Origin of the sequence: Brevibacillus sp. M2.1A, from assembly GCF_013284355.2 — a bacterium.
Taxonomy (GTDB): Bacteria; Bacillota; Bacilli; order Brevibacillales; family Brevibacillaceae; genus Brevibacillus.
Genome location: NZ_JABSUY020000001.1, coordinates 1,081,597 through 1,096,421 on the forward strand (window position 1 = coordinate 1,081,597; position 14,825 = coordinate 1,096,421).

Consider the following 14,825-nt stretch of genomic DNA (forward strand, 5'->3'; position numbering starts at 1 on the left):
TGTGAAAAGTTCCCATTCACTTTATGATATCATGAATTTTTCAAAGAAGGGGTTGTTTCTCCCGCTCGGAAAAATTTGATAGTTTGCTCCAGATCCTCCACGATTTCTGTCAGGCGCAGGGAGTCATCGAGAAATTGTTCCGATAAGGATAGGCTTTCTTGATTGGCAGCTACGGCCTGCTGTGTGCCTGAAACTACTTGCTGTGCAGAGGCGGACAGATTGTCTACCCGCTGCGAAATGGCTTGGCTCTGTATCGAGATTGTTCCTGTGAGCATTCTGATCGATTCAAATTGAGCAGTCAACGCTTCACTGAGCTGGATCGTATTGTGGAAGATAGAAGCGGCCTGGTGCAAGGTTTGAATGCCATTTACAGTAGCATGATCGGTCGTTTGCAAGCAGGCAGCTACGTGCTCCATTCGTTCTTCCCCTGATTCAATTACCTTTTGAATACGGGCCGATGCCTCTTCCGTCTGGTCGGACAGCAAGCGAATTTCGTCTGCTACGACGCTGAAGCCGATCCCAGCTTGTCCAGCCCTGGAAGCTTCGATTCGAGCATTAAAGGACAAAAGCTTGGTTCGCTTGGAGATGGCGGAAATCAGACCGAGCATTTCGTTGATGTCACTCATGCTTTCTCTCATGGAGGACATGGCATGCATAGAAGCCTTCATATCCTCCGAGATATTGTGCATATTTTCTTTTAGCAAATCAATGGAGGTTGCTGCTCTGGCATTTTGCTGACGTGATTCCCGGCTCTGTACAATTGCTTTTTCCATGGAGTCAGTGATCCGAGACATTTCTTGCGTGATGTCGGCCATCGTGGCGTGAATATCATCGATCTGCTCCTGCTGGTTGTCCATTTCTTGGGCCAGCCGCTCTGTTACGGATACGACTTCTGACTGCATGGCGTGAGAATGGCGGGAGCCTTTTCCGACATGATCGGCTACTTGTTTGACGTCTGAGATGACGTACTGGATTTTACCGATGATCGTCCGGATTTGTTCACTCATTCGATTGAAGCTGTCAGCCAGCTGGCGAATTTCATCATTACTTTGAACGTGCATGGTTTGCAGCAGATCACCCTCGCTAAAGGCGGACATTTTTTGTTGTGCTTCCTTAATCGGCTTGATGATTCGACGAACATACACATACAACATGAGTGCGAGTGCAGCAAGTCCGACGAGTGAGACGGCCAAAATAGTTAACTGAAGGCGGCGAACCTCTTGCTTTACCTCGGATACCGACTGTGCGACGATCACTCCCCATTTTAGGGAGGGGTCAAATTGATAGGCGGCAAATGAGTCCACCTCATTGATCCTGCTCGGCTCGTACCCAGATTGACCAGCGATGACGTTTTGTACGATGGCCAGCTCGGAGAGAAGAGGGCGCTGCAACGCGTAGGATTGATCAGGATGAGCGACCAGCTTGCCTTGTTGATCAACGATCATGGCATACCCGGTTTCGCCCAGTTTAATCTGCCCGATTGATTCGCTCAGCTTCGGAACAGAGACGAATGCCACGACGACGCCTACTGGCTCCTCATCTTCATTGCGCAAAGGGAGTGAGACGGCAATTTTGGGAAACTCCGTCTTGGAAAACTGGAAGACATCTGAGACAAAAACCCCCTGCTGCGGTTGGTTCAATGCCCCCTCATACCAGTCCATTTTTCGCGGATCGTAGGAACTGTCGAGGGGTGATCCCGGAAAGGTCAAATACTTTCCGTCCGTGGTGACGATTTGTAATTCGGAAATCGTAGGATTGCTGGTAGACAAATCTGTAAAAATGCCAAAGATCTGACTGTTCGTGATCTTGCTGTTTTTATAAGTGGAAGCAAATGATTGCAAGGCGGTCACGATGTCATAGACCCTGCTATGTACCTTCTGTAGAGCTGCACCTGATGCTTCGTGTAATTGCTGCTTTGTTTTTTCATTGAGTGTGGCTTCGGATTGATAGCTGATGAAGAAAGCGGCAATTGCCATCATGCAGACAACCATGCCCATGATGCCTGCGAACAGCCTGGTGAAAATTGAACGATAATGAAACGACGAGTGACCCCATAGTTTTTTTATGTCTAGCATTAATTGTTCTCCCCTTATCAAAACGTTCAGCTTTATTGTAGGGGGTACCTAGAGGAGCGTATATGCTTTGCCAGCAAGATTTACCATAAATTAATGTAAGATGACCTATGTAAAAAGTCCTAAAACGAAATCTTTAACGAAACTTAATAAACTTCACACGGAAACCTAACATTGGTGCGCTATAGTGGGGAAGTAAAAAGACGTAACAACCACGAAGGAGCGAAGACCGTATGAGCGTTATTTCGGTGAGAGAGTTGAATCTCTTCTACGGTAATAAGCAAGCCCTCTATCATATAAATCTGGATGTAGAGTCTGATTCCATTACAGCCTTAATTGGTCCGTCTGGCTGTGGTAAATCTACATTTTTACGGACGTTGAACCGAATGAACGACTCTGTACCGAACACCAAAATTACGGGAACGGTAAAAGTCTTCGACGAGGATATTTATAGCTCCCGTGTAGAAGTTGAGCGACTTCGCAAAAATATCGGCATGGTGTTTCAGCATCCGAATCCATTTCCGAAGAGCATCTATGACAACATCACGTACGGGCCGAGACTACACGGTATGAATGATCGTAACAAGCTGGACGAGTTGGTAGAGACAAGCCTCAAGGCAGCAGCCCTTTGGGATGAAGTGAAGGATGTACTGAAAAAGCCCGCAACAGGGCTTTCCGGTGGACAGCAGCAACGCCTCTGTATCGCACGGGCACTCGCTGTTCAGCCACAGATCATTTTGATGGATGAGCCAACCTCTGCATTAGACCCGATTTCGACAGCCAAAATCGAAGAGCTGTTGGAAGAGCTGAAGAACCGTTATACGATTGTAATCGTGACGCACAACATGCAGCAGGCAGCACGTATTTCCGATAAGACTGCGTTTTTCTTGAATGGAGAGCTAGTCGAGTTTGACAGCACCCCGACGATCTTCCAAAATCCTCGTGACAAAAGAACAGAGGATTACATTACCGGACGTTTCGGATAATTCAATAGGCATGATGGTAAAAGAGCGGACTTTTCGAGGTCCGCTCTTTTTGATTTCCAAACGTTTATAAATGCAACCCAAACCTCTTTAACTCAATGAAAATACCTTCCAATCGTTTCCCTTTCTCCGTTAACGTATATTCCACACGCGGAGGGACTTCCGGAAACACCTTCCTTTCCAATATGCCGTGCTCTTCCAATTCCTTAAGTCTAAGCGACAGTGTTTTTGGACTAATCCCATCCATGGATTTCAGCAGGTCGCTGAAACGCAGCGTTCCTTCGATAAGCAGATCCCGAATGATTAAAAAGGTCCATTTGGTCCCGATTACGTCAAGCGTTTTGGCAATGGGGCAAGGTTGGCCTGGGGTTCCTTTGTTCAGTTCGATTGGTTCAAGAACGTTCATCGGAATATCCTCCAAAAAAATAGTAGGGTTTTTTGGCTATTATAGCGCAATAGTATCTTTTCGGAAACTATATGAATTTAATATCACTACTTCCATAAATGAAGTTACTGTCGTTACAATAGCAATGTGAACCGATACTTCCACTCTAAATAAGGAGTTGATTGGAACAATATGATTCCACGCACAAAAAGAATGAGTTCGATAGCTGGTATTGCTGTCATCTTCGGGACGATGCTGTTCACAACAGCATGCGCTACTGATTCGAAAACGTCTGCTTATGATAATCAAACGGCTGTGTTGTCCGCCAAGACAGACGTACAACTATTGAAGGATCTTCCACAACCCGTTTCGATGACGATTGATTCCTCGTTGGATTCAACGAAAGCTACTGAAATGGTACAGGCCGCTCAACGTTTCTACGGATTCTGGAACACGGGGAATGAGGAACTTATTTCACAAACCGTTTCTCCAAGTTTCATTGATAACACGTTGCCGAAAGGAAGACCTCAAGGTCCGGATGGCTTGTTATTTGCTTCTCGCAACTTCCGTAAAGCAGTTCCCGACTTGCAATGCAAAATTGAGGATTTACTGGTAGTGGGGGACAAGGTGACAGCTCGTCTTTCTTTTACGGGTACGAGCAAAGGCGAGTTTATGGGAAAATCTCTGACCGGGAAGCCCATTCAATTTATGGCAATCGATGTTTTGCGCATCAAGGATGGGAAGCTTGTTGAAGACTGGCACCTGGAAGACAATTTAACCTTTATGCAACAAATTGGTGTCGTAGCGGAAAATTGAACGAACTAACGTAAAGGAGATGTTAAAAATGAAAAAAATCCTTATCATCAATGGTCACCAAAAATATGGCTCATCGGAGGGGAAACTGAACCAAACCTTGATGGATCATATGGTGAGTTTGCTCGAAAAAGAGAACGATGTACGAACTACCATTATTCAAAACGGATACAAAGTCGAAGAAGAGCACCAGAAATTTCTCTGGGCAGATATGGTCATTTATCAAACACCCATCTACTGGTTCAGTGTCCCTGGGTTAATGAAAACATATATGGATGAAGTATATGCGTACGGTTTGTTTTTCAAGGGGGCTAATCAATACGGTAGAGGCGGTTTATTAACCGACAAAAAATATATGTTCTCCACGACTTGGAATGCCCCAGAAAAAGCATTTAACGATCCAACCCAATTTTTTAAAGGGGAAAGCCTTGAGGATGCAATTAGTCATTTGCACCGCGTACAGGAATTTTTAGGCATGCAACCTGTAAAGAGCTTTGCTTGCTATGATGTCATCAAAAATCCGCAGATCGACCGATTTGTATCCGAACTCGAGGCGCATCTCAAACAAGCATTGAGCTTCTAATGAAAATCTCACAGTAAAGGGGAAAGATCCTATCATGTTGCACAATCAAAAGTTAGTCATCATCGGCGGAAGCTCCGGAATTGGTTTGGAGACAGCCAAACAGGCAGTAGCACTAGGTGCAGAAGTGATCATTGCCAGCCGCTCCGAAGATAAATTGCAGAAGGCAAAAGAGAGTCTTGGCTCCAAAGCCTCGGCGTATACGCTAGATACCACCGATGAGGAGCAGGTTCAGGCCTTTTTTGAAAAAGTAGGCACGTTTGATCATCTGGTCGTCAGCGCAGCGGAAACATCAGGTGGTTCATTCCTTCAAACGGATACAGCCCAAGCGCGGAAGCTCTTTGACAACAAATTTTGGGGTCAATACTACGCGGCGAAGTACGGAGCGCCGAAGATTTCCACAAACGGTTCCATCACCTTATTCTCCGGGGTTGTCGCCTACAAAGCGATGATTGGTTCCTCTGCCCTTGGCGCAGTCAATGCGGCGGTTTCGAATCTGGGGCAAACCCTCGCCTTGGAACTGGCACCAATCCGAGTGAATATCGTTTCACCTGGCATTATTGATACGCCATCACGGTGTAAAATGCCTGAAGATGTGCGCGAAAATTTCTATGCAGCATTGGCAGACAAACTCCCTGTGAAGAGAGTTGGACAAGCGAAAGACGTCGCACAAAGCGTACTATACCTGCTCCAAAATAGTTTTGTTACCGGAACTGTACTTCATGTAGAAGGTGGCCACATTTTACTTTAAAGGATTCCATTACTTGACGTTTCAGATCATTTCAATTTGTAGTATGGTAGGAGAGCGGACTTTTTGAGGTCCGTTCTTTTTTGCTTTTGGAAAGGAGATACATGCGATGGTTTGGATTTCATTCTTCCTTTTTCTAATTACGTTGACATTGGTTATCTGGCAACCGCGGGGGTTGTCGATTGGTTATCCGGCTGTCGGTGGAGCACTGTTGGCCTTGGCGATTGGGGTAGTCACGATCGGTGATGTTGCAGAGGTAACCTCCATTGTTTGGAATGCGACACTCGCGCTAATTGGGATTATCATCATCTCGCTCGTATTGGACGAAGTCGGTTTTTTTGAATGGGCTGCGCTCCATATGGCCCGTTTTGCCAAAGGGAATGGGCGGTTGATGTTCGTTTATGTGATCCTGCTTGGTTCACTCGTATCCGCTTTGTTTACGAATGATGGGGCAGCCCTAATCCTGACGCCGATTGTGTTGGCACAGGTGAGGGCACTAAAGCTGGATGGGAAAACAGTTTTGGCATTTGTCATGGCCAGCGGGTTCATTGCAGATACGAGCTCTTTGCCCTTTGTGATTAGCAATCTGGTGAATATTGTTTCTGCTGACTATTTTGATATTGGCTTTGCTGCGTATGCGGCCAAAATGATCATTCCGACTTTGTTTTCGATTGGTGGAAGCCTGCTGGTTTTGTACCTATATTTTCGCAAAAGCATCCCAGCGCAGATTGACCTTTCCCATCTGAAAAATCCGGAGGAAGCGATTCGCGACCACAGAATGTTTCGCCTGGCGTGGCCGATTCTTGCGGTCTTGTTGATTGGTTTTTTTATTAGCGAGTCCATCCATACGCCCGTTTCTATCATCATTGCAGGGGCAGCCATCATTTTTTGTCTGGCTGCAAGAAAAAGTGAAGCGATCGCCATGCGGCGGATTATGAAAGAAGCACCGTGGGTAGTCGTTGTTTTTTCGATTGGCATGTATGTCGTGGTGTGGGGGCTGCACAACGCGAAATTGACTGACTTGGTCAAAGACGCCTTGGATTGGTTCATGGCGCATGGTTTATTGGCAACGACATTGGGAACAGGCTTTCTGGCTGCTGCTATTTCCTCTGTCATGAACAACCTACCGACAGTCATCTTTAACGCGTTGGCAATTGCAGGGACACAAGCAGATGGAGTGTTGCGGGAAGCAATGATCTACGCGAATGTGATCGGAAGCGATTTGGGGCCGAAAATGACGCCGATCGGATCGCTTGCGACCTTGCTCTGGTTGCACGTCTTGAGACGCAAAGACGTGACGATTACGTGGGGGCAGTATTTTCGGACGGGGGTTATTTTGACCGTACCGACATTGTTGTTCACCTTGCTCGGTTTGTATTTGACATTGGTTTATTTTTCATAGGGAATGAAAAGCCTGCTGGCTAGTAGCAGGCTTTTTTCTATTCATCATGCTACTTGTAGTGAAATAGGCAGAATAGGACCTGACAAGGACGGAAAAAATAGGCGCAATGTACGTAAAAAGGAGGATGTTTCCATGTGGCATGGCTGGCCGATCGAACGCGTACTGATACTTTTTGCTGGGTTGGCGTTCGCCCTGATTGCGGTTCAGGTCACACTTTTTCACTCTAGACAAAACTTCCGCCATTGGGCAATGTGGATTCCCGTGCTTGAGCTCCCTGTATTTGCGGTTACTGCTATTGTTTTATCGTTTGTGAATGCGGGGTGGCTGCGTTGGGTGTTTGCCTTGATGATGGTAGTCGGCATGGTTGGTGGTTTGTACGGGGCCTATTTACATACGGTCGGGGTTGGGCAGCGTGTGGGAGGTTATTCACAAGGTCAAAATTTTCTCGTCGGTCCTCCTGTGATTCTTCCTTTACTGATCACGGCCATGTCTGCATTGGGGCTTCTTGCGCTGTTTTGGTAAAAATCGTTTTCAAAGGGGTGAGAGGACATGGAAAAGCCTAAACGTTACCCATCCTATGATGTTTGGGACCAGCATACAGAGTGGGATGCTCACACCAGGAAAGTGGTAGGCGCCAGACGAATGCCCGCGATTGCCAATCAATTTTTTACGAAGCCTGAATCCTTGCTCTTGCAGACAGTCGTAGGCGTATTGGTCAATGATCACCGTTTGGAAGTGCTGACCTATGTGGTGGAGCATCTGGATAATACGACGGCTAGTAATATCGGCGAATCACAGCGAAAGGTCGGAATTCCCCCCAAAAAAGAGTTCTATCGCTCGGGCTTGAAAGGGATTGATGCGGAGAGTCATGTTGCTTATGGAACTGATTTTGTTGCGTTGAAGCTAGACCAGCAAGAAGCCGTTCTTCAGCGCGTTGCGAATGGGGGCATTCAAAACCTGGAGGCGTGGAAAGACTTTGCTCCAGCAGATTTTTTCAAGCGGTTGCTGCATGACACAGTCAGTGCTTACTATTCACATCCGTTAGTTTGGTCGGATATCGGCTATGGCGGACCCGCTTATCCGCGTGGCTATGTACGGGTGGAAAAAGGATTGACGGACCCATGGGAGGCGAAAACAAATGACGAGTCATGACCATCATACGATTACTCATCGCCCCACTCCTGTGGATCAAAGAAAATACGCCAATGACGCAGATGTATGCATCGTAGGTGCTGGAGCGGCAGGTGGCGTGCTGGCTTATGAGCTGGCAAAGGCCGGGTTGCGCGTTGTCGTACTGGAAGCAGGGCCGTTTTGGGACCCACAACACGATTTTGCCAGTGATGAGCTGTCGATGCGGAGATTGGCCTGGCAGGAAACGAGGCTGGTAGCAGGCAAAGACCCACTGCGTTTGGGACATAACAACTCAGGACGGGGAATTGGGGGAGGCACCGTGCATTTTACGGGGGTGTTCCTGCGTTTCCACGAGAGTGATTTTAAGACAAAGACCGTAGACGGCGTAGGGGAGGACTGGCCGATTACGTATCAGGATCTTGCCCCGTATTACGACAAGATCGAACGGGAGATTGCGGTCTCAGGTCCCAATCATTTTCCGTGGGGTTCCTTTCAAGGCCCGTATCCTTACCCCGTTCGGGAGCCAATCAGTGCCAATGCCCAACTGTTCCGGGAAGGGTGCGAGAAGCTGGGGATCGAGAGTGTGGTTGCGCCTCTGGCGATTTTATCGGGTCCTTTTGATGGACGTCCTCCCTGTATCAATCGTGGCTTTTGCAATCAAGGGTGCATGCCGAATGCCAAGTACAGCGGGTTGATTCATCATATCCCCAAAGCGATAGCGGAGGGGGCAGAGGTGCTGTCCGACTGCATGGTGACGGAAATTTTGATGGCAGGCGACCGGGTCAGCGGTGTGTTGTTTAACCATAATGGCTTGACGCACAAGCAGATGGCTCGTGTCGTCATTTTGGCCGGGTTTGTGGTGGAGACCCCCCGATTGTTACTCAGTTCAGCGAATGCACAGTTTCCGCAAGGGCTGGCGAATTCGAGCGGATGGGTAGGAAAAGCAATTATGCCCCACTCCAGCCATGATGTATACGGACGGCTTCCGGAGGAGGTGCGATTGTATAAGGGAACACCTGTCCTTGCCTTGACCCAGCATTTTTACGAGACAGACCGGGAACGAGGATTTGCCCGCGGATATACATTGAGTGCACACGGGTCACGTCCGGTCGCGATGGCGACTGCCATTGCTGCCGAGAGGGAAGATGGCTCGTATTTATGGGGAAAACAGCTTCGTGAGACCATGCTGGATTACAATATGTATGCGCGGATCACCTTGGTAGGGGAAGTGCTGCCTCATCCTGATAACAGAGTGACGCTTTCAGGTGAAAAAGATGAATACGGAATGCCGATTCCTACGGTGACGTTCAGTTATCAGGAGAACGACAAGCAGCTATACAAGCATGCCATTGGGCAAATGAACCGGATTATAGAAGCGATGGGGGGGCAGCCAGAGCATGTGGTATCTGATACCGCTCATCTCATGGGGGGATGCCGGATGGGGAATGACAAGGAAACTTCTGTTGTGAATGAATACGGGCAGTCCCATGACATACCCAATCTTTTCATAGCAGGTGCTTCTACGTTCGTTACCTCGAGTGGAAGCAACCCGACAAATACAGTCATGGCGCTGGCTGCGCGCACTGCAGACAAGATCATTGAGGCGATGAAAAAGCAGGATGTATAAGCAGGGTTCACATAACTTTTGCGTTCTATCTTCCCCATCATATAAGCCATATAGTATACTGATAAACAGATATGTAAGGCAAAGGTGGGTATCCTTATGGAAATGGATTTGATGCAGGTACTGTTTTTGTCAGAGACTTATAAGCTACTTGGTGACAAGACGCGCTTGACGATCATGGCTCTCCTGCAAGTACAGTCCTTATGTGTCCGTGATCTCGTGGAAATTTTGCAAACTTCCCAGCCTTCTGTTTCCCAGCACTTGGCTAAGTTGAAAACGCATGGTTTGGTCAAAGAGCGTAGGAAAGGACCATGGGTTTATTACTCCGTTAATACGGAATGCAGTCCTGAAGTGAAGCAAATTTTGTCTAACTTGCCGGACATGTCGCCAGTAGTCAAACAAAAATCAGTTGCAAGTGAACCTTCATTTGGCTGATCAGTCGTAAAAAGCGTTGGATCAATTGAGATCCAACGCTTTTTTTAGTTCTTCCTTGTCAAATCCATGGATGACAATTTGCTCGCCATTTTCCTTTTCAATGTGGGTTACAGGTGTCATGCTGGCGCCTAACTGAATAGCTTCCTGGAAAAACGCCTCGTTTTGACGAATGTCTCTGTCTTCGAAAGCAATGTTGTTGGAAGTCAGCCACATTTTTTCTTCCTGACAAGGACCGCAAGTGACTTGGGTATAGATAATAACCTTGTGAGCCATACAGAATTGCCCCTTTCAAAAGCAGAGAGTAAAAGCCTTGCTCCTTCCAATATGAATGATCGGTCGAGACAAAGCAAGTAAACAACAGCATGATTTGGAAAAATGAGGATGGATACGCACATAGGGGGCTGTACAAATTATATTCAGTGACGTCGAGGAGGTGAATGTTAACGATGCCTAAACAAAACAGAGGTATGGGCCAAGCGAACCAAGCTAGCCAAGCAGCAAACACTGCGACTGAATTCGCAAGTGAAACAAACGCAGCAGAGGTTCGTCGTCAGAACCAACAATCTGCACAGCGCGCTGCTTCCCAAGGTACTGCGACTGAATTCGCAAGTGAGACAAATGTTGCAGAAGTTCGCCGTCAAAACCAACAATCGGCTGCACAACAATCTTCTGGCCAAGTTACTGAGTAGGAGCCAGCGGACAGAGCCCTCGCAATTTGCGGGGGTTTTATTTTTTTACGTAAAGTCTATGCATGGAATGTGGTTTCTATCCTCGCACTTGCAAAAGCGTGGAAGTGGATGATACTGTGATTCGTAAATCAGCCCACTAGGAGGCAAGTGCTCATGATCATTGGAACAGGTGTAGACATTGTGGAAATAGAGCGCATCGCTACTTTGATAAAAAGACAAGAGAGTGCAATCAAACGCTTTTTAACCACAGATGAACAACAGCTCCTACAGGGAAAAGCAGAGACGAGACAGGTGGAAATGGTTGCAGGCAGATTTGCTGCCAAGGAAGCGGGAGCAAAGGCTCTGGGCACAGGCATTGGTGCTGTGCTCAGTTTTTTGGATATGGAAATCCTCCCGAATGATTCGGGAAAGCCCGTCATGACCATCAAGAACGAGGTGTACAGCAAGCTTGATCTTGACCCCGCTCGCGTTCATATTCATGTGAGCATTTCGCATAGCCAGACGCATGCGATTGCCCAAGTCATTGTAGAAGAACGATAGATGTTTGAAAAAACCGATTAACTTGTCTGCATATTGGGACGAGGATGGACATACATTTATATCGCGTAGATCAGGAGGGACTACCTGCTCTTACACAGGAAGGCTAAGTCTGTAGCCGATCCAAGCGATATATCGCCAACTTCGTAACCATTCGCAACTATTGACACGATGTGCGCTGCATGGGCGAGAGACTGACAGATTTCCCAGGAAATAGACAGGGATGCCCTTCTTTGTCGAAAATATTGACAAGGAGGAGTTCATTGAATGAAACGGGTAGCTTTACCACTGGTGTTATTGTTGGTTTTCACCCTGTTCCTCGGCGGTTGTTTCGGTCAGAAAACACCAGAAGATGTGGTGAGCGACCTGAACGGTGCACTGGGAAAAATGACTGGGTACAAGTCTCAGGCAGTTTTGACCATGCAGACAGGCTCTACCCCCATGGAGTACGATGTTCAGGTCTGGTATGAAAAGCCAACCAATTATCGGGTAGCTCTTACCTCAAAACAGCGTGGCATTACACAAATCATCTTGCGAAACAATGAAGGAGTCTTTGTACTGACCCCGCATCTGAACAAGAGCTTCCGCTTCCAAAGTGGCTGGCCTGAGAACAACGGACCGTTATATTTATACGAAACGCTGGCCAAGAGCATTATCGATGACACGGAGCGCCAAATGAAGATGGAAGAAAAACAGTATGTATTCGAAGTGAAAGCGAACTACAGCGGCAATCGTTCTTTGACCAAGCAAAAAATTTGGCTGACAGAAGATTTCAAACCGACGCACGCCGAAATTATGGATGCTAGCATGAATCCGCTCGTACGAATTGATTTCACTGATTTTTCGTTCAACCCTATGTTTGACAAAGACGCCTTTGACAAAGAGCGCAACATGACAACAAGCTCGTTGACAACAATCCCAACAATGGCACCAACAAATGGACAGGTCGTGAAACAACCGAACAGCCAATTCGGTGTCATCGTCCCTACGTATATGCCAGAAGGGGTTACGCAAGGAGATATCGAGCCCGTCACCCGTGATGGAGAGAGAAAGGTTATCCTGACCTACAAAGGAACCTACAACTACAAAGTAATCGAAGGGCGCCCGACGGCAGCATCTGTGTCGTATGAGCAAGGTATGCCTGTGAACCTCGGTTTTACGGTTGGTGTGCTTGCGCAGACAGGTGAAAATCAGCGACTTCTGACGTGGGAGCTCGACGGCATCGAATATACAATCGCTGGGGATCTCCCTGAGGAAGAAATGGTGAATGTCGCACAGTCGACATATGGCCTCAGCGCGAAATAAAAGCGTGGGAGAGGGGACGGTGAATGCCGTCCTCTTTTGTTTTTGCTTTAGAATGTAGCTGCTGTGGAGGGGAAGAAGCGCATTTCCAGTCTACGCTTCGGCCTACGCCCTGCAAGGGGTTAGACTGTCCGCTCCGGATTGAATGTCGGGAGCGCTTCAAACGTAGAAGTTTCGATGAAGTAGTTCATAAGTGAAGCTGAAATTCCCCGACATTCAATCCTACGCTCAGGTGGGCTCCAGAGGCGCTTGGACTGGAAATGCACTTCTTCCCAAGCAACTTTGTTCTACTATTTTAGAAACTCCCCCTGTTGATACATAAAGGAGAATCTTCCTAAGTTTTAAAGAAGCGATGAATCCAAAAAGCTGGCGAAAAGAAAAAGCACAGGGCTCGCAGACCTTGACAACGCCTACCCAGTCGGAACTCCAAAAAGGGGACCACGCTTGTCGAACACTTCTTCCCTGAGAAACTTCCGCCCGTAGGGTGGCTTTGGATCGACGGTCCCCTTTTTGGAGTGGAGACGGCCAGTGAATCCCCCCGCGTTGGCGTGTCAGAGTCGAAGAGAACTGTGCTTTTTCTTTTCCTCCACTATGTTGACTCAAACCAAAATGCCCTTCATAGTTTTCTACGATTTTCCCTCAAGTTTTCCTTTTTTCTCAAACGGGAATCTAAAAAAACCCATGTACACTTGGTCTTGTACCAAAGAACAAGCACACTACACGAGCAAAGACGAAAGGGTTGAGTGTACATGTTTAGCAAAACGAAAATGGGAATGCTGATGGGAACGATGGCAGTGGTTCTGAGTTTGGGTAGCATAGGCGGAGCAATGGCAGCCGATTCAGCAAAACCAACTTCATTGAATAAACCTGCAGAAGTAAAATTCAAAACGGGCAAGATGGGCCACCACGGTGGTGTGGGCCTCAAAGAAAATACAGAGCTTCTCTCTCTGTTGAAGCTGGATGCCGACAAGCTGAAAGAAGAGCTTCAAGCAGGGAAAACACTCGCAGCAATTGCACAAGCCCGAGGAGTTGACTCCGCTGATGTCGTGGCACTTCTGGTTGACCAGCAAGAGGCCAAACTGAAGGAAGCAGTAGCAGCAGGCAAGCTAACGCAGGAGCAGGCAGATAAGCTGTCTGAAAATCTGAGCGATCGTGTTAAAGAGCAAGTAGAAAACGCGAAACCGGATAAAGGCTTCGGCAAAGGAGGCTTCATTGGCGGCTTCGAGAAAAACGAAGAACTGCTGACCCTCTTGAAGCTGGATGCCGATAAACTCCAAGAAGAGCTGAAAGCAGACAAATCACTGGCTGCCATCGCAGAGGCGCAAGGCGTATCTGTGGATGATCTGGTAGCGCTGTTGGTAAAACAACAGGAAACCAAGCTGAAAGAGGCGGTAGCAGCAGGCAAGCTCACCCAGGAGCAAGCCGACAAGATGAATGAAAATGCGAGCGAACGGGTTAAAGAAATGGTGCAAAACACGCATCACGGACGCGGACCGGGTAAAGGAATGGGCTTCGAGAAAAACGAAGAACTGTTGTCCCTCTTGAAGCTGGACGCCGATAAACTCCAAGAAGAGCTGAAAGCAGACAAATCGCTGGCTGCCATCGCAGAGGCGCAAGGCGTATCCGTGGATGATCTGGTGGCTCTGTTGGTGAAACAACAGGAAACCAAGCTGAAAGAGGCGGTAACCGCCGGGAAGCTGACGCAGGAACAGGCCGACAAAATGAATGAGAATGCGAGCGAACGGGTAAAAGAAATGGTGCAAAACACGCATCACGGACGCGGACCGGGTAAAGGAATGGGCATTGAAAAAAATGAAGAACTGCTGTCCCTCCTCAAGCTGGATGCAGACAAGCTGAAGGAAGAGCAAAAAGCAGGAAAATCGTTGGCGACCATTGCCAAGGAGCAGGGCGTAGAAGTGGATGACGTCATCGAGCTCTTGGTAGGTCAGCACGAAGCCAAGCTAAAAGAAGCAGTAGAGGCAGGCAAGCTCACACAGGAGCAAGCAGATAAGCGCAGCGAGGAATTGACAGCGATCGTGCAAAAAATGGTGGATGGCAGCTTTGAAAAAGTCGTTTTCCCCAGACATGAAAAAGAGGAAAAAGACCAGGAGAAAACCATGTAGA

General features: G+C 47.7%; 16 protein-coding genes. 13 read left to right on the forward strand and 3 right to left on the reverse strand.

From position 1 onward, the window contains the following. Positions 1–29: 29 nt before the first annotated feature. Entirely contained in the window at positions 30–2,075 is a 2,046-nt protein-coding gene (locus tag HP567_RS05335; protein WP_173611917.1) for a methyl-accepting chemotaxis protein, read from the reverse strand. A 230-nt stretch (positions 2,076–2,305) separates the two neighbouring features. On the opposite strand from HP567_RS05335, the gene pstB reads away from it, so the two are divergent. Further along, positions 2,306–3,058, forward strand: coding sequence for a phosphate ABC transporter ATP-binding protein PstB (pstB, locus tag HP567_RS05340; RefSeq protein WP_012684227.1), 753 nt, complete (start codon positions 2,306–2,308; stop codon positions 3,056–3,058). A 64-nt stretch (positions 3,059–3,122) separates the two neighbouring features. Here pstB and HP567_RS05345 read toward each other — a convergent pair whose 3' ends face one another. Then, positions 3,123–3,461, reverse strand: a complete 339-nt coding sequence (locus HP567_RS05345; RefSeq protein ID WP_007721121.1) for a winged helix-turn-helix transcriptional regulator — start codon at positions 3,459–3,461, stop codon at positions 3,123–3,125. 171 nt (positions 3,462–3,632) lie between these two features. On the opposite strand from HP567_RS05345, the gene HP567_RS05350 reads away from it, so the two are divergent. From HP567_RS05350 to HP567_RS05385, 8 genes are all read left to right on the forward strand, one after another. Continuing rightward, a complete protein-coding gene (locus HP567_RS05350) occupies positions 3,633–4,256 on the forward strand; it encodes an ester cyclase (RefSeq protein WP_173611918.1) in 624 nt (207 codons plus the stop codon). A gap of 28 nt (positions 4,257–4,284) precedes the next feature. Then, complete coding sequence (locus HP567_RS05355) at positions 4,285–4,836, forward strand: NAD(P)H-dependent oxidoreductase (RefSeq protein ID WP_173611919.1); 552 nt, start codon at positions 4,285–4,287, stop codon at positions 4,834–4,836. 34 nt (positions 4,837–4,870) lie between these two features. Further along, on the forward strand, positions 4,871–5,584 hold the full coding sequence (locus tag HP567_RS05360; RefSeq protein WP_173611920.1) for an SDR family oxidoreductase: 714 nt from the start codon (positions 4,871–4,873) through the stop codon (positions 5,582–5,584). Between the two features lie 106 nt (positions 5,585–5,690). Beyond that, a complete protein-coding gene (locus HP567_RS05365) occupies positions 5,691–6,983 on the forward strand; it encodes an arsenic transporter (RefSeq protein ID WP_173611921.1) in 1,293 nt (430 codons plus the stop codon). 132 nt (positions 6,984–7,115) lie between these two features. After that, complete coding sequence (locus HP567_RS05370) at positions 7,116–7,505, forward strand: hypothetical protein (RefSeq protein ID WP_007721110.1); 390 nt, start codon at positions 7,116–7,118, stop codon at positions 7,503–7,505. A gap of 27 nt (positions 7,506–7,532) precedes the next feature. Beyond that, entirely contained in the window at positions 7,533–8,135 is a 603-nt protein-coding gene (locus HP567_RS05375) for a gluconate 2-dehydrogenase subunit 3 family protein (protein ID WP_173611922.1), read from the forward strand. Then, positions 8,122–9,741, forward strand: a complete 1,620-nt coding sequence (locus HP567_RS05380) for a GMC family oxidoreductase (protein ID WP_173611923.1) — start codon at positions 8,122–8,124, stop codon at positions 9,739–9,741. The genes HP567_RS05375 and HP567_RS05380 overlap by 14 nt, the downstream gene beginning before the upstream one ends. A gap of 96 nt (positions 9,742–9,837) precedes the next feature. Then, a complete protein-coding gene (locus HP567_RS05385; protein ID WP_047074001.1) occupies positions 9,838–10,173 on the forward strand; it encodes an ArsR/SmtB family transcription factor in 336 nt (111 codons plus the stop codon). A 21-nt stretch (positions 10,174–10,194) separates the two neighbouring features. Here the strand turns inward: HP567_RS05385 and HP567_RS05390 are convergent, their stop codons facing one another. Then, positions 10,195–10,446: a glutaredoxin family protein gene (locus tag HP567_RS05390; protein ID WP_173611924.1), complete on the reverse strand. Its 252-nt coding sequence runs from the start codon at positions 10,444–10,446 to the stop codon at positions 10,195–10,197. Between the two features lie 173 nt (positions 10,447–10,619). Here HP567_RS05390 and HP567_RS05395 point away from each other — a divergent pair, with 173 nt between their 5' ends. The 4 genes from HP567_RS05395 (at position 10,620) to HP567_RS05410 (ending at position 14,824) form a co-directional block, all read left to right on the forward strand. Then, positions 10,620–10,862, forward strand: coding sequence for a gamma-type small acid-soluble spore protein (locus HP567_RS05395; protein WP_173611925.1), 243 nt, complete (start codon positions 10,620–10,622; stop codon positions 10,860–10,862). Positions 10,863–11,015: 153 nt separating this feature from the next. Beyond that, a complete protein-coding gene (acpS, locus tag HP567_RS05400) occupies positions 11,016–11,402 on the forward strand; it encodes a holo-ACP synthase (protein ID WP_173611926.1) in 387 nt (128 codons plus the stop codon). A gap of 264 nt (positions 11,403–11,666) precedes the next feature. Then, a complete protein-coding gene (locus tag HP567_RS05405) occupies positions 11,667–12,704 on the forward strand; it encodes an outer membrane lipoprotein-sorting protein (RefSeq protein WP_173611927.1) in 1,038 nt (345 codons plus the stop codon). A 746-nt stretch (positions 12,705–13,450) separates the two neighbouring features. Then, positions 13,451–14,824, forward strand: coding sequence for a hypothetical protein (locus tag HP567_RS05410; RefSeq protein WP_173611928.1), 1,374 nt, complete (start codon positions 13,451–13,453; stop codon positions 14,822–14,824). Position 14,825: the final 1 nt, after the last annotated feature.